Source organism: Nocardia sp. NPDC046473 (assembly GCF_040645995.1).
In the GTDB taxonomy this organism is placed as follows: domain Bacteria; phylum Actinomycetota; class Actinomycetes; order Mycobacteriales; family Mycobacteriaceae; genus Nocardia.
In genome coordinates, this window is record NZ_JBEYZJ010000001.1 from 331,126 (window position 1) to 346,479 (window position 15,354).

Below are 15,354 nucleotides of genomic sequence, written 5' to 3' on the forward strand. Positions count from 1 at the left end.
GGGTGCTCCAGCCCGGCACGATATCGCTGGGTCTGGCGTTATGAGAGAGAAGCGGCTAAGTTACCCACGGGTAACTTAACGTAGGGTAGTGTCACGCCCTGAGCTACTCACACGGACGTACGGCGCCGCCTGTGCGACCACTCCATACGTGTAACCAGAACAGGAGGTCGACGAAGACCGATGCCGAACATCGTCGTACTCATCAAGCAGGTTCCCGACACCTGGTCCGAGCGCAAGCTGACCGATGGTGACTACACCCTCGATCGCGAAGCCGCCGACGCCGTCCTCGACGAGATCAACGAGCGCGCCGTCGAAGAAGCGCTGCTGATCAAGGAGGCGCAGGGCGGCGAGGTCACCGTGCTGGCCGCCGGTCCGGACCGGGCCACCGAGGCCATCCGCAAGGCGCTGTCCATGGGCGCCGACAAGGCCATCCACATCAACGACCCGGCGATCCACGGCTCCGACGCCGTGCAGACCGCCTGGGTGCTGGCGAGCGCGCTCGGCCAGGTCGAAGGCGTCGAGCTGGTCATCGCGGGCAACGAGGCGACCGACGGTCGCGCCGGTGCGGTCCCCGCGATCATCGCCGAGTACCTCGGCCTGCCGCAGCTGACTCACCTGCGCAAGCTCACCATCGACGGCGACAAGGTCACCGGCGAGCGCGAGACCGATGATGGCGTCTTCAAGCTGGAGGCCACCCTCCCGGCCATCGTCAGCGTGACCGAGAAGATCAACGAGCCGCGCTTCCCGTCCTTCAAGGGCATCATGGCCGCGAAGAAGAAGGAAGTGCAGACCTTCACGCTGGCCGATCTGGGCGTCGACCCGTCGACCGTCGGTGTCGCGAACGCGGGCACCACCGTCACCGGAGCCACCCCGAAGCCGCCGCGCACCGCGGGCGAGAAGATCGCGGACGAGGGCGACGGCGGCACCAAGATCGCCCAGTACCTCGTCGGTCAGAAGATCATCTGATCCCGCCGATCTGCTTAGGAGAGAACACAAATGGCTGAAGTACTTGTGCTCATCGAGCACGCAGACGGTGCGATCAAGAAGGTCAGCACCGAGCTCCTGACCGCCGCCCGCAACCTGGGTGAGCCGGCCGCCGTCGTGCTCGGCACCGCGGGCACCGGCGAGAAGCTGGCCGACGCGCTGGCCGCCGCGGGTGCGGAGAAGATCTACATCGCCGAGTCCGACGACGTGGAGAACTACCTGCTCACCCCGAAGATCGACGTGCTCGCCGCGCTGACCGAGCAGGTCTCCCCGGCCGCCGTCATCGTCGCCGCCTCGGCCGAAGGCAAGGAGGTGTCGGGCCGCCTCGCCGCCCGCATCGGCTCCGGCCTGCTGATCGACGTGATCGACGTGAAGTCCGACGGCACCGCCGTGCATTCCATCTTCGGTGGCGCGTTCACCGTCGACGCGAAGGCCACCGGCGACGTGCCGGTGATCTCGGTGCGCCCGGGCGCCATCGAGGCGTCCGCGCAGGCCGGCGCCGGCGAGAAGGTCACCGTCGAGGTGCCCGCGCAGGAAGACGGCGTCGTCAAGGTGACCGCGCGCGAGCCGATCGTCGGTGGCGACCGTCCCGAGCTCACCGAGGCGAACATCGTCGTCTCCGGTGGTCGCGGTGTCGGTTCCGCCGAGAAGTTCTCGGTCGTCGAGGAGCTGGCCGACTCGCTCGGTGCCGCCGTCGGCGCCTCGCGCGCCGCGGTCGACTCGGGCTACTACCCGGGCCAGTTCCAGGTCGGCCAGACCGGTAAGACGGTCTCGCCGCAGCTCTACATCGCCCTCGGCATCTCCGGCGCCATCCAGCACCGGGCCGGCATGCAGACCTCGAAGACCATCGTCGCGGTCAACAAGGACGAAGAGGCCCCGATCTTCGAGATCGCGGACTACGGCATCGTCGGCGACCTGTTCAACGTCGCCCCGCAGCTGACCGAAGCGGTCAAGTCCCACAAGGGCTGATCGCTCGCTTCGCGCGATAATTGGTGGCCTCGGCTGGAAAGTTCAGTCGAGGCCACCTTTTTCGTTGCTGGGTGACGGGCTGACCAAGGCAGCTATTGTCTGCGTGGGGCGCCACACGGTGCATATTCTGGGGAATCGGGGGAGGGTTTGCATGGTGGACGTTGACGGCGGCAGCGGGAGTATGCCCCTGGGCGCGGTGTCATCGGCACAGGACGGTGGTCTGTCGATGACCGCCCGACAGGAGCAGTTCAGCCTCGCCTTCATACATATGGTTGCTGCCGCCGCAGGCTGTTCCATCAAGAGTCATCTGACCGACTATGACGGAGTCGACATCACGGTTGCGTCGTCTGCCGAGTACGTGCGGTACTACTGCCCTGAGTTCGAGATGCAGCTCAAGTGCACGACGCAGCAACGGCTGCTCGGAGCCGAGCACCTGGCATGGTCGTTGGAGCGCGATCGGTTTCTCAAGTTGGTGAACCCGAAACGGTTCGCCCCGGCACTGCTCGGCGTCCTGCTCGTCCCTGAGGATCCTGAACAACTACTGGACCTGTCTGAAGCAGGGTTGACCAGTTCGAGCCGAATGTACTGGCAGCATGCGAGAGAACTCGGCGCGATCGAGGATGGTAAGGCCAGCAAGACGGTCCATCTGCCCAGGAACAACCTGTTCGATGTGAGCAGCCTTAAAGGCATCATGCAGGCAATCGGCGAAGGAGGTCAGTGGTGAAAGAGGTTCCGCTCGACGGTCTCCAGGAGATCGCGTCCACTTTGTCGCCGCCCGCTGTGTCCCAGTACCTTGCCAGCCACGATTGGCAGCTCGAGGCCCGGGACCAAGACGTCAGAGAGATCTGGCGGCTGCCGGGCGCGGACGGTCCGCTTGGCCGTGTCATGCTGCCGTTGGCTACTGACTACGCCGACTTCTCCGTGCGTTTTCGTGACACGCTGCAAGCTCTTGCCACCATTTATGATTGGAATCCCGGGCAGCTGGCAGAGCGTATCGTCGCAGCACGTGCCGACCTTTTCTTCGTTCGACTCGACCAGGAAATGACGGATGGGACAATCCCTTTTCGGCAAGCCGAAAAGACTCTGGAAGCATTGTTTACGATGATGCGGGCCGCCGCTACAACCGCAGATGATCCAACTCATTCGCACCGCGGCAGGAGGTCGGCCATTGTCACCGAATTTCTCGAAGATGACATCCGGCTGGGGCACACGAAACGGGGCAGTTTCGTATTCACTGTCGTAACTCGTCTCGGTGAAGTTCTGCCGTCACACGACGACGGGTCGCCGGCTGTGCCTTTTCCGCGCAAGGTGATGACAACGCTGGCCACGGGTTTGCAGTCGACTCGTCAGCTTGCCCTCGATTGGGACGAAGGTGCACTCGACCGGGCCGGACAACTGGGCTTGAGCGCAAGTTTGGTGGAGTCAGTGCAGGAGCTCACCCAGCCGGAAATGCTACGCGCATTGGAGCTGTCGTTCGATTGGGCGGCCGCTGAGCCGCGCCCTGACGTCGGCACGTCGCGAATCATCGTCGATCGCAATGCAATGGCGGGTCTGCCCCGCGTGCGGGAACGGTTGGTTCGGCGCGAGGAGCCGCCGCGTTATGTGACGCTGCTCGGCACAGTTCGTACGCTTAATCGAGACGATTCCGGTGACGAGGATCAAGAGGCCAGCAGTATCGTTTTGTCTACTCATGTAGATGGTCGCCTGCGAAAGGTCCATGTCCCGCTGGCCGGCGAAGAATATGCGTGGGCAATTCGTGCGCATCAGAGCAAGCAACCAATTGTCGTTTCAGGCGATCTGATATTCGAACGTGGTGTTTGGCGGCTGACCGGCGCAATTAATGTAGATCCTAACTTTGTGGACCGCCGGGACTGATCGCAGCTGGTGATCAATGGCTGGTGTCCGCTCCGGTACTTGGATTCGAGTCTCTGGTCAGCTGGAACCGGTTGTGTGGGAACGTGTTCCAAGGAGGCGCCGCGGGTGCGCTAGCCTGCGAGTATGGCTGTTCCTACGACGCGGATGCTGGTGCTCGCCATCGTTCGGCTGCTGCAACCGGTGCACGGGTACGACGTTCGGCGTGAGCTGTTGTCCTGGCACGCCGACGATTGGGCGAATGTGAAGCCGGGGTCGATCTATGGTGCGCTGAATACCTTGCAGCGCGACGGGCTGATCGCGATCGAGGGGGTCGCGCAGGACGGGGCTCGGCCGGAGCGGACCACGTATCGGCTCACCAGCGAGGGGGAGAAGGAGTTCGGCGAGATGCTGCGTGAGTCGTTGTTCTCCGCCGAGCAGCCGAAGAATCCGTACTTCGCCGCGGTCGCGCTGTTTCCGGCGGCACCGCGCGATGAAGTCATTGCCGCGTTGAACAGCCGGATTCTCAAGTTCGAGGCCGAGCTGGTCTTCACCGAGCGGGAGGTGGCCCGGATCCTGGCCGGCAGTGGCAATCCCGCCGAGGCCGAGCCGCACCACGTCGCCGATGCGATGCGGCTGTCCGCCGATCACATCAGGGCGGATCTGAACTGGTCACGAAAGACGTTGGAGCGCATCGAAACCGGTGAACTCGATGCGTGGGGTGGCGTGAATGCCGCGATGAACACCGGGGAACCGCCGATGTCATGATCAAGCCTGAATAGTAAAGCTTGACTATTTGGTCGATCGTTCCTACCGTAAGCGGTGTGGAAACGATCGACACCGTTCGTGGCCGCACACGTACCGCGGTCATCGAGGTGCGTGGGCTTGCCCGAACCTTCAGAACCAGAACCGGTCCCGTCGAGGCGGTCAAGGGGGTCGATTTCGCCGTGCACGACGGCGAAATCCTCGGTCTCCTAGGCCCGAACGGCGCGGGCAAAACCACTACGCTGCGGATGATCAGCACGCTGCTCGAGCCGACCGCGGGCGAGGCGACCATCACCGGCGCTGATCTGCGCACCGAGGCACGGACCGTGCGGTCGCGCATCGGGTATGTCGCGCAGGGCGGCATGAGCAACGACCTCGAACTCGTCATCGACGAATTGGTGCTGCAGGCAAGGCTTTTCGGTCTGACCAAGACGCAGGCGCTGCGCAACGCCGAAGAGCTGCTTGCGGCGCTGGATCTGGCCGGACTGGGTGGGCGCAAATGCGGCCAGCTCTCCGGCGGCCAGCGGCGAAGGGTCGACATCGCGCTCGGCCTCATGCACGGCCCGAAACTGATCTACCTCGACGAGCCGACCAGCGGCCTGGATCCGCAGAGCCGGGCCAACCTGTGGGAACACATTCGCGGACTGCGAGATCGGGGCACCACCGTCGTGCTCACCACGCACTATCTGGAAGAAGCTGACGCGCTGTGTGATCGGCTGCTCGTGATGGATCACGGTGTCGTCGTCGCCGAGGGGGCACCCGACGAGCTCAAGCGACGGATCTCCGGTGACGTGGTCAGCCTCGAAATCGCCGACGAGCAAGCCGATCTCGCGCTACAGGTGGCCGAGGCGGTACTCGACGTGCGGTCGGGGGTTCGCGCGGCCGACGCGGGTGCAACGGTGGTGCACCTGACGGTCGAGCGAGGCGATGCCGCCGTCGTTCCCTTGCTGCGCGCGCTGGACGAGCGGGGGATCACGCCGGGCGCGATCACCGTCAAACGGCCGAGCCTCGACGATGTCTTCCTCACTATCACCGGACGTTCACTGCGCGAAGGGAATCGGTCATGAGGTTCACGCACGACACCGGGCTGATCTTCTGGTCCCAACTGCGGTCCAACCTGCGCAACCCGATGTGGGTGATCATCGGCCTGTCTCAGCCGATCCTGTATCTGGTGCTGTTCGGTCCGTTGATCAAGGGGATCGCGCCCTCGCTCGGCACCGATGTCGACCCCTGGAAGATCCTCACACCGGCCTTGGTCATTCAGACCGGTTTGATGGGTTCGTTGTATGCCGGATTCGCCATCGTCTCGGAGCTGCGTGCGGGAGTCATAGAGCGGCAACGGGTTACGCCCGCGGACCGGGGTGCACTATTGCTCGGCCGGGTACTCAAGGACATGGTCGTGCTGATCGTCCAGGCTTTGGTTCTGGTCGGCGTCGCGGTCCTGGCGTTCGGATTGCGGCCGGACCCACTGGGTTTGGTGCTTTCGGTGCTACTGATCGCGGTGATGTCGGCCGGCCTCGCGGCCGCGTCCTACGCGCTGGGACTCTGGGCCAGGGATGAGGGCACGCTCGCCTCCGTGCTCAACACCCTGACCCTGCCGGTCATGTTGCTGTCCGGCATCCTGCTGCCGATGACCGTCGGCCCGAACTGGTTGCAGTACATCGCGAAGGTGAATCCGTTCTCGCACACCGTCGATGCCGCCCGGGCGCTGTTCCGCGGCGACTTCGGCAGCACCGACGTCTACTTCGGCACCGGCATCACCGTCGCGGTTGCCTTGGTACTCATGGTGATCGGTGCCCGCAGCTTCGCTCGGGAGAACGCCTGAGTGAAACCCGTTTGTGCACTGCGGTATTCATAGCGAACGCCCCCGGGCTCAGGCCCGGGGGCGTTCCGTCGATCAGGGGCGGTGGAGACCGGCGAGCAGGGTGGTGAGGATGGGGGAGCGGCGGACGTCGCTGCGTAGGACCGCGGACACCGGGATGCGGAGCTTCTGGTCGGCCAGTTTCAGGACGACCAGGCCCTCGGTGGAGCTTTCGGCGTAGAGGACGGTCCAGGCGTCCGGCCGGTTGATCAGTTCGAGGGTCGCGGTGTGATCGGGTGGAATCGGCGGACCGAAGGTCGGCCCGGTGGGCAGCTCGGCGAACGCGGACCGAATCACCGTGTGCAGCAACACCTGTTCCTGCTCGGGCGGCAGCAGCAACGGATACCTGCTCAGATCGGACAGGGTCACCGTCTCCCTGGTGGCCAGCGGATGCGCGCTGGAGGTCGCGATCACCAGATCCTCGACCCACAGCTGCTCCACTTCCAGCCCCGGCTGATCGACGCTGCCGCGGATGAGCGCGAGATCGCAGTCGCCGTCGGCCACCGCGGTGATCCGCTGCCGGAACGGTTTGATCACGAACTCGATCTCCGCCTCCGGGTGCGTCGCGCGGGCACCCGCGATCGCCGACAGTGATCGCGTCGCGAAGGACATGTTGGCGGCGAGCCGGATGCGCGGGCCGACGGTGCGCACCGCTGCCCGGATCGCCGACTCGAGGCTCAGCATCTGTTTCGCAAGGGGAAGTAGCCGTGCGGTGGCGTCGGTGGCCACCACTGATCTTGTCGAACGCTCGAACAATTGCACGCCTAGGTCGCGCTCGAGCCGGGAGATCTGGTGGCTGATCGCGGACTGTGAGATAAAGCACCTCGCGGCCGCACCGCTGAAGCTGAGCTCCTCGCAGACGGCAACGAAGTAGGTGAGCTGCCGAAGTTCCACAGCGCCTCCGATTAATGACGGATCGAGATAAGAGTCATCTGAATTATGCGCCCTAACTCCTGAAATATCCTCGTTCCCGATGACGGTTGGTAATGAGAGAAGGAGGCTGTCATGCAGTACGTGGATGCGGGAATCGAAACCGCGGGTGTCGTCATCGTCGGATCGGGGTTCGGCGGACTCTCCGCCGCCAAGCAACTTGCCAAGTCGGGTATCGATTACGTGCTGATCTCCAGCACGCCGGAGCACCTGTTCCAACCGTTGTTGTACCAGGTAGCGACCGGTGTGCTGGCATCGGAGGAGATTGCGCCGCCGATCGCCGCCATTCTGCGCCGTCACCGCGAGGCCGACGTGCGCCTGGGCAAGGTGGTCGCCATCGATCCCGACAAGGCGATCGTCACCTATGAGCAGAACGGCGAGCAGCGTCGGATCCGGTACGGCTCGCTGATCGCCGCCACCGGCGCCAGCCAGTCCTACTTCGGCCGTGACGATTTCGCCGAGAAGACCTTCTCGCTCAAGACCATCGACGACGCGAAACTGCTTCGCGCGCAGATCCAACGGGTCTTCGCCGAGGCGGCGGGCGCCGACGAGGAGACCAAGCGCAGGCTGCTGAGCTTCGTGGTGGTCGGGGCGGGCGCGACCGGCGTCGAGGTGGCCGGCCAGCTGAAGGAACTCGCGAAAAGGTACTACCACCAAGAAGTTTCGGTCACCCTGGTCGAAGGCGCCGGCGAGGTGCTGCCCCCGTTCGGCGGCGGCCTGTCCGAGTACGCGAAGAAGTCGTTGACCCGCACCGGCGTCGACGTGCTGCTCGGCACCTTCGTCACCGACATCGAGCCGGGCAAGGTCACTGTCAAGGACAAGAGCGGCGTCGAGCGCGGCATCGCGGCGGAGACGATCGTCTGGTCGGCCGGCGTGCAGGTCGGCGGGTTCGCGAAGGTGCTCGCCGAGGCCACCGGCGTCGAAACCGACCGGGCCGGAAGGCTGTTGATCAATCCCGACCTGACCGTCGGTGGTTACGCCGACATCTACGCGATCGGCGACATGACCTCCTTGAACGGCTACCCGGGCCAGTCGCCGGTGGCCATGCAGGAGGGCAGGCACGCCGCCGACATCATTCGCCGAAAGAAGCAGGCGGGCACCGCGTTCAAGTACTGGGACAAGGGCAGCATGGCGGTGATCAGCCGGTTCAGCGCGGTGACCAAGCTGAACGACAAGATCACCTTCCGCGGCCTGATCGCCTGGTTCATGTGGCTCGCGGTGCACCTGTTCTACCTGGTCGGTTTCCGCAACCGCTTCGCCGCGGTCGCGTCCTGGTTGATCGCCTTCATCGGCACCGGACGCCCCGGCTTCGCCGAGGTGAACAAGGTCGCCAAGCCGGCCCGCGAAGCGGAGAGAACCGCCGCATAAGGCAGCTCTAACGTCGATAGCCGCATCGCGAGCACCTCGCGATGCGGCTCCTTCGCGATGCGGCCGCATCGCGAAATGTGTTCGCCGAGAAGCGTTAATCAGGCAAAAGACGCGGTTGCGGCGCGAGGGCGCGAACGGGGCGCGACGGTCCGGTGAACGCTCGGTGTGATCATCGTCTCGTTCACTAAACCGGCATCGGCGGGACACTTCGGGGTTGCTCCAGCGCAGTGTCCGGCTGGGTTCATTGACGATATGACTATTACGTCCGTGTTGACAGCCCCGGCGCGCTCGACGGACTCCGGGGTGGAACGGTCACGGTACTCGCTGGTCGTCTCATCCGACGCAGAGCATCGCGCGGCGGCGCAGCGACTGCGCTACGGAGTGTTCGCGAGCGAGCCAGGATTCCACATCCCCGACAACGGCACCGGCCTCGACGCCGACCGGTTCGACGAGCACTGCGATCACCTGCTGGTCCGTGACGACCTCACCGAAGACTTCGTCGGCTGCTACCGGATGCTGCCGCCGGACAAGGTCGCCGCCGCGGGCGGTTACTACACGGCCACGGAATTCGATCTCTCCCAACTGGATCCGGCCGGTCGCCGGATCGTCGAGATGGGCCGCGCCTGCGTCGTGCCCGACCACCGCAACGGCTCGGTGCTCACGCTCATGTGGGCGGGCATCCTGCACTACATCCAGCTCACCGGTTACGACTGGGTGATGGGCTGCGTCTCGGTGCCGATGCAGGACAGCCCCGCCGACGAACCCGGCGTGAACGTGCGCGGCGTGCGCGACCTGCTGCTCGGCCGGCACGCTTCGGATCCGGAACAGCGGGTGCACCCGATTCGCCCGGTGGTCGTCGACGGCAAGACCCTCGACGACATGACACCGCCCGCCCGCCCCAAGCTGCCGCCGCTGCTGCGCGGCTACCTGCGCCTCGGCGCGGAGATCTGCGGCGAGCCCGCGCACGACCCGGACTTCGGGGTCGCCGACTTCGTCGCCATCCTCGGGCTCGACACCATCAACACCCGCTACCTGAACCGATTACAAGACGCCGCCGCGACCTTCGACGGGGGGCGGTGAGGACCGTGGTCTTCGACGCGCCGCCCGCACAGGCCACCGCACACGCGTGGATGCCGTCGAGCCCGTGTGGGCCCGGCTGCATCGAGTCGATCGACCAGGTCGGCACCGGCCGGGTGCTCGGCAGGCTGCTCGGCGTCGCCGGGCTGCTTGTGAGCTTCCCGATGGTGAATCTGGTTACGCCGCAAGGTAAGCGGGAACGTCTGCAGCGCGGCTACGCGCGCACGTTGCTGAATTGTCTCGGCATGGAATTGCGGGTCGTCGATCGCCGGATCGACCCGAACGAGCGCGGTGCTGTCGATGAGGGCAGCACCGCGCCCGCCGTTTACGGGCCGTCCGGCACCGGCGTCATGGTCGTCGTCGGGCACATCGGCTGGACCGATATCGTCGCGCTCGCCGCGGTGCAGCCGCTCGGCTTCGTCGCGCGGGCCGACATGGTCGACTGGCCGGTGCTCGGCAAGCTCGCGACGCTGATGCGGGTCATCCCGATCGAACGGGAGAAGCTGCGCGCGCTGCCCGGGGTGATCGCGCAGATCAGTGCCAGGCTCACCGCGGGCGAGCGGATCGCGGTGTTCCCCGAGGGCACCACCTGGTGCGGTCGCGCCTACGGCAGCATGCGGCCCGCGCTGTTCCAGGCGGCGGTCGACACCGCGACTCCGGTCCAGCCGGTGCGGTTGCGCTACCTGGATCGGCACGGCGTCCAGTGCACGGTTCCCGGCTTCGTCGGCGAGGACACGTTCGCCTCGTCCGCCCGCCGGGTGCTGCGCTCACGCGGCATGATCGCCGAGGTCGTACTCGAAACGGTCCAGCGGCCGGGCATCGATCGCCGCGATCTGGCCCGCCGCTGCGAGGCCGCCATCCGCGGCGCGGAACAGTCCCGGCACGGCGCCCTCGACGCCACGGTATGGATCGAGGCAGGCAAGACCCGAGTCCAGGACCCGTCGGTCGCCTCGGACGCACCAGAGGTCCGCAGGCCACCCCGCCGTATCCGCCCCATCCTGCGCGGGCGAGGCCGCCGCGTCGAAGAGATCAGCAGCTGACAGGCACGAACGGCAAAGCACCCGCAGGCGATCGCCTGCGGGTGCTTTGCCGTATGTCAGGTCGTGGCTACCGAGCGAGTTGGAGCGCCTGGGTGGCGGCGGGCGGGACCAGGTACAGCCCCGGGAAGATCGTTCGTTGGTGAATCCGTTGTTCTTTCAGCAGCTCGACTGACAGCACACTCGACTCGGTCGCCGGGAGCTAGCTGGTTCGAGCTCATCGGACGTCGGCGCCGACTATTCACGACACTAGTCGTGGCCGGACAAATGGCGATTCAAGTCCGATGGTCGCACTTTCCACTCCGGGCAGGACTCGGTATAGTAATTCATTGCCGCGACAATTCTGACGTTGCTCGGATCGGTGAGACGCCGGACGTAATGGCTGTGGTATCGGGCGTCGAAGAACACCAGGTAGCCGGCCCTCGGCTCGATTATTGCGCAATCTTCGTCGACTTCTTCGATAGAGCCGACGTCGCCCCGGTTCGATACCACGAGTTCACCGCCATCGCCCGGGTAATGGCTTGTGCAATAAAGTAAGCCTTCGATGGGGTTCGTATCCACATGGCATTCGTATCGTTCGGTCTCGCGCTGAATGTTGAGCACCATGCTGAATCGATCGTCCAGCATTGTGGTGACGGTTTCATTCGACATCGACTGCGCCAGTTCGAGGAAACGGCCCTCATAGAGTTTATTCAGCCAGGGCAAGCGGGTGCGCAGCGCGTTTCCGCCGACCCCGCCACACCGAAGCTCGTATGCTGCGGCTTCGCGTGATGTCGAGTGGCTGCTGACCAGCGTACGGCCGACATACTCTTCTTGGGCGACCTGCATGACCTGCTCTTGCCAACCCCGTGGCAGCAAGGAGTTCACGTTGTAGGTCGTCCAGCGGAAAAGGCTCACCTATGAGGCCCTTCATGGTAGTTGAGGTGGTAGTTGGGCGTGAATGTGGTGCTGCGTGGGTCAGAAAGCGGGCCCAGTTGTCGAAACATAGCGGTCCAGCGCGCGCGACGCCAGTACCTGATGTTCCGGATCTACCAGGAAGAAGGCTCGAATGGGCGAAGACGGCGGCTCTATGTAGCCGATCCGGTCGTCGCTGCCGATGTAGGGCTTGACGTACTGATACAGAACAGGACTCTGCTGCCGCAGGCTTTCGACGTCCAATTTGAAGAAGTTGAAACCGACATACAAAGTGTCCGAAGCGACACTGAACTTGCAGCGTTCCAGATCTTTTTCGTCGAGATCCTGGCGCAGGAGCAGGGCGCGGTATTGTTGAACACGTACCTCGCGATCCGGCATATCCGGTGACAGGACAAAGTGATAGGTGCGCCCTCTGGAGATATTCTCGGCAACGACTGCGAGGAAGTTGCCGGCCGTCACGCCTTGTTCGATGGCGCCACTGACCTCGACGGCGTCGTCGAGGGCCAGGGTGACGACAATGCTGGCCTCGCTGAAGCGTTCGAGCTCGAGGGCTTGTTCTTGGTCGAGCATCCCGTAGAAGGTCGCCGGACGTTTTGCGGCGGTCCGGGCCGCCGCAGCGATCTGGTCGGTCATGATTGTCCCGATCTTCGCAACAAAGGCCGACTGGGCAGCGATATCGTCTCGTACGGAGGAGAGACCTGCCTCGAGATAGCGAGCAAGCGGCCCGTACTCTAGCACGCCACTCGGTCCCGTGACGGTGTCTTCGCCGAACATCAAGAAGTCAAGCGATACTTTAAACAAATCGGCGATTGCTACCAATTTCTCCAGGCTGGGCTGCGTTTGGCCGTTAATATATTGGGACAGGGCGGCCGAGGTGATACCGAGCTCGGTACAAACCAGCCTTCTGTTGCCTCGATACTCACCCTCGTCGACGAGATGCTTCAGCGTTGCTGCCAGCTTCACCTCGCGCATAGCCGTCCTTCGCTTGGGCCCGCCCGGATCGTTGGAGGGGGCGGACGATCGCTATCGCGAGCCGGCGGGCTACCGGTTGCGATCAAGCAGTGCTTATCGGTTCGGAAATACTCGCTAAGCTCTGCTTGACATCGTGCCATAGTCGCGTCACTCTCGAGAGTGTCGGGGCCTGACGCACACAAGGGGTCCTCGAGCTCGTGGAAGAGGTGCCTCTTATGTATGACCTTCCCTCCACACATAGCGAGGCGATCAAGCCGGAGACTTTCGTCGAGACCGCTTTGCGTACCGGGCGAGCGGTCGTTGTCGGCCACGGGATTGTCGGCCATCAGATCGTGTTCGAACTGTATTCGGCCGGCCGACGTGCATTCAGCCCGATTCAGATCCTGTGGATCGCCGACGCGCACGACTCCAGCATTGCCAGCTTCGGTGCCAGCGGATGGCATATGCCTTTTCTCAATGGTGACCCGAGAATAGCTGCATGGGCACAGCGATCATTCGAGCGTTGGCAGATGCTGTCGGAACTGGGGCTCGCCGACTTCGTCGAGCGCACCGGAAGCGTATTCCTCAGTAGGGACCATCATGTGCAACTGCCCCGCGGGTATCCGGGCAAGGCGGCGATCGCGAACCCGATCGACTTCTCGGCACCCTTGTACAACCGAGCCGTGCTCCTCGACGCCGGATCTGTGATCTCCGCATGTACTCTCATGCCTCGGTTGTATCGCATGATCAGTCGGTTCCCCGGTGTCACGCCACTGGTCCGCCACATACGCGATCTCGCGGACCTGCTGGATATCGCAGCGGAATTCAGCGCGGAAGTAGCTTGTGTCGCGGCAGGCGACCGGGCGCAATTCCTGCTCGATGACAAACGAATCGAAGGAAACTTCGGCCTGGTGCTACTCGTCGATCTGGCGAAAGTGCCTGCGCCTTTCGATCGAATCGTGTTGATGGACAAGGATCGAGACCACGAGTTGACTTACAGCATTCCGCACAGGGCATGTGGGCACGTCTGTTTGGGTGGCACCGCAGGCAGGCTTATCACCGAATCCGATGAATACGCCGATCTCGAGCACGGACTCGAGGATCTGACCCGTGCGCCGCGATATGTCATCGAAGCAATTCACGAAATCCGGGACAGGCTGCTCGAACGTCTGCCGGTGTTCGGCCCGGCCCTTGCCGATGGCGAGAATCGGTATTGGTATGGGTTGCGGCCCGCCGCGGAGCGGGCAGTCGGGGAGTGGCTGCCGCGGAGTAGCACCGGCGATATCGGTGTGCTGCACCTCGGTGGGTTGGGCGGTTCCGGGTTCACCGTCACTCCGGCCTTTGTGGAGGACGGTTTGAGTGTCCGCAGGCCGACGCAAAATATCGAGGCGCATCTGGGGCGGCCTACGCCGGCGCACTCCGCGTAGCAACCCTGCCGGTGGTACCGCGGCCGATCGCGGCACCGGCAGCTCGACGCCGTGCACCGCCGGTCGGCTCTCACCAGTGGAAACCGCCGCCGATCGGGAAAAGCGTTACGTCACCGAGTCGTATCCGGAATCGAGCATGGTGTTTCAACTGTCTCGGCGTCGGGGGATGTGCATGTTATTATGTTTGGCGACGCACTGTCACGTTCTTGGTTAGTTTTGCTTACAGCTTCATTTGCCCGTGGTGGGAAGGCAGGGTGCGCAGTTCATGAAGCGCCATATCGTCGAAACGCGGCTCACCGTGGGGTTCACACCAGTCGTCACGTCACTGATCGGCATCCTTGCGCGGGAGTGGGCCGCATCGAGCGAAGTATTGATTCGGGCGGCCGTGGTCGCAATGCTCGATTCCTTCGACAGGCAAGCGCGTGCCGGAAATGCCGATACTTACCGAATTCTCGGCATAGCTGGAATACCGTCCGATGATTTCGACCCGCTGACGAGCAGCGGCACGCGGCGGAGCGTCAAGTTGCGTTTCGCGGTGCCGACAGATATCTACCTCGATGCATCGACCACGGAGCGGTTGGCAAATTTCTGCATTGCGTCGAATTTGAGCAGGGCAAGGGCAATCAGAGTTGCCGTCGATCGATATCTCTTCGACGAGGTCACCAAGACTGAATTGAGTCCGATGCAGATCGTGGACACAACCATGATCGACCGCACCCAGCAGCCCGCCGACACAGCGCAGCGGTCCGAAACCCAGACATAGCGTCAGCCGAGCTAAAGGCCGGCCAGATAGGCGGCCACCGCGGTAGCTTCCGGTGCTCCGATGTACTGGTAGATCTGCAGCGCTGTCCGCAACTCGACGACACCGCCTAGATCGCCCATGCCGACTCGGCACCGGCCGATGCCCTCCAGCGCGTACCCCTGCTCGAGTTGGCTGCCGATCTCGCGAGCGCAGTCGAGGGCCTCGGTGAACATGCCCACCGCCCCGCCGGGCTCGCCCGTTTCGAGCAGCAGCTTCCCGATATCGATGAGTACCTCGGCTTCGCCACGCCGGTAGCCGAGCTGGTGGAAGAGCGCCAGGGCTTGGCGGTGTAGGTCGACGGCTTCGGCATGCAGGCCGGTGCGGGTTCGGACGATGCCGAGGTTGTTGAGTGCGCTGGCTTCGCCGAGGCGGTTGCCGAGTTGGTGGTAGAGGGCGAGGGCTTGGCGGTGTAGGTCG

Annotated in this window: 16 protein-coding genes; 12 read left to right on the forward strand and 4 right to left on the reverse strand. The window is 64.0% G+C overall.

Annotation, left to right across the window (positions count from 1 at the left end):
* Positions 1–180 precede the first annotated feature (180 nt).
* From ABZ942_RS01590 to ABZ942_RS01620, 7 genes are all read left to right on the forward strand, one after another.
* The gene (locus tag ABZ942_RS01590; RefSeq protein WP_150405401.1) at positions 181–966 is read left to right on the forward strand and encodes an electron transfer flavoprotein subunit beta/FixA family protein; all 786 of its coding nucleotides are present in this window, start codon (positions 181–183) and stop codon (positions 964–966) included.
* Between the two features lie 30 nt (positions 967–996).
* Positions 997–1,953, forward strand: a complete 957-nt coding sequence (locus ABZ942_RS01595) for an electron transfer flavoprotein subunit alpha/FixB family protein (RefSeq protein ID WP_357377951.1) — start codon at positions 997–999, stop codon at positions 1,951–1,953.
* Positions 1,954–2,104: 151 nt separating this feature from the next.
* Positions 2,105–2,677, forward strand: coding sequence for a DUF4365 domain-containing protein (locus ABZ942_RS01600; protein WP_357377953.1), 573 nt, complete (start codon positions 2,105–2,107; stop codon positions 2,675–2,677).
* Positions 2,674–3,828, forward strand: coding sequence for a hypothetical protein (locus ABZ942_RS01605; protein WP_357377955.1), 1,155 nt, complete (start codon positions 2,674–2,676; stop codon positions 3,826–3,828). Before ABZ942_RS01600 ends, ABZ942_RS01605 begins: the two co-directional genes overlap by 4 nt.
* Positions 3,829–3,951: 123 nt before the next feature.
* Positions 3,952–4,572, forward strand: coding sequence for a PadR family transcriptional regulator (locus ABZ942_RS01610; protein WP_357377956.1), 621 nt, complete (start codon positions 3,952–3,954; stop codon positions 4,570–4,572).
* A 56-nt stretch (positions 4,573–4,628) separates the two neighbouring features.
* Positions 4,629–5,636: an ATP-binding cassette domain-containing protein gene (locus ABZ942_RS01615; protein WP_357377958.1), complete on the forward strand. Its 1,008-nt coding sequence runs from the start codon at positions 4,629–4,631 to the stop codon at positions 5,634–5,636.
* Positions 5,633–6,394 (forward strand): ABC transporter permease, encoded by a 762-nt coding sequence (locus ABZ942_RS01620; protein ID WP_357377960.1) that lies wholly within the window; start codon positions 5,633–5,635, stop codon positions 6,392–6,394. The genes ABZ942_RS01615 and ABZ942_RS01620 overlap by 4 nt, the downstream gene beginning before the upstream one ends.
* A gap of 72 nt (positions 6,395–6,466) precedes the next feature.
* On the opposite strand, the gene ABZ942_RS01625 is transcribed toward ABZ942_RS01620, so the two are convergent.
* Complete coding sequence (locus tag ABZ942_RS01625; protein WP_357377962.1) at positions 6,467–7,324, reverse strand: LysR family transcriptional regulator; 858 nt, start codon at positions 7,322–7,324, stop codon at positions 6,467–6,469.
* Between the two features lie 111 nt (positions 7,325–7,435).
* On the opposite strand from ABZ942_RS01625, the gene ABZ942_RS01630 reads away from it, so the two are divergent.
* The 3 genes from ABZ942_RS01630 to ABZ942_RS01640 all read left to right on the forward strand — a co-directional run bounded on the left by ABZ942_RS01630 (position 7,436) and on the right by ABZ942_RS01640 (position 10,845).
* Entirely contained in the window at positions 7,436–8,728 is a 1,293-nt protein-coding gene (locus ABZ942_RS01630; RefSeq protein ID WP_357377964.1) for an NAD(P)/FAD-dependent oxidoreductase, read from the forward strand.
* Positions 8,729–8,980: 252 nt separating this feature from the next.
* Complete coding sequence (locus tag ABZ942_RS01635) at positions 8,981–9,808, forward strand: GNAT family N-acyltransferase (RefSeq protein ID WP_357377966.1); 828 nt, start codon at positions 8,981–8,983, stop codon at positions 9,806–9,808.
* Positions 9,805–10,845: a lysophospholipid acyltransferase family protein gene (locus ABZ942_RS01640; protein WP_357377968.1), complete on the forward strand. Its 1,041-nt coding sequence runs from the start codon at positions 9,805–9,807 to the stop codon at positions 10,843–10,845. Before ABZ942_RS01635 ends, ABZ942_RS01640 begins: the two co-directional genes overlap by 4 nt.
* A 246-nt stretch (positions 10,846–11,091) precedes the next feature.
* Here ABZ942_RS01640 and ABZ942_RS01645 read toward each other — a convergent pair whose 3' ends face one another.
* Entirely contained in the window at positions 11,092–11,739 is a 648-nt protein-coding gene (locus ABZ942_RS01645) for a 2OG-Fe(II) oxygenase (protein ID WP_357377970.1), read from the reverse strand.
* A gap of 60 nt (positions 11,740–11,799) precedes the next feature.
* Positions 11,800–12,729, reverse strand: a complete 930-nt coding sequence (locus tag ABZ942_RS01650; protein ID WP_357377972.1) for a helix-turn-helix transcriptional regulator — start codon at positions 12,727–12,729, stop codon at positions 11,800–11,802.
* A gap of 215 nt (positions 12,730–12,944) precedes the next feature.
* Here ABZ942_RS01650 and ABZ942_RS01655 point away from each other — a divergent pair, with 215 nt between their 5' ends.
* Both ABZ942_RS01655 and ABZ942_RS01660 read left to right on the forward strand, forming a co-directional pair.
* Positions 12,945–14,135, forward strand: coding sequence for an FAD-dependent oxidoreductase (locus tag ABZ942_RS01655; RefSeq protein ID WP_357377974.1), 1,191 nt, complete (start codon positions 12,945–12,947; stop codon positions 14,133–14,135).
* A gap of 265 nt (positions 14,136–14,400) precedes the next feature.
* On the forward strand, positions 14,401–14,898 hold the full coding sequence (locus ABZ942_RS01660; protein WP_357377976.1) for a CopG family transcriptional regulator: 498 nt from the start codon (positions 14,401–14,403) through the stop codon (positions 14,896–14,898).
* Between the two features lie 11 nt (positions 14,899–14,909).
* Here the strand turns inward: ABZ942_RS01660 and ABZ942_RS01665 are convergent.
* Positions 14,910–15,354 (reverse strand): tetratricopeptide repeat protein (locus tag ABZ942_RS01665; protein WP_357377978.1); only part of this gene is annotated, 445 nt, incomplete at its 5' end.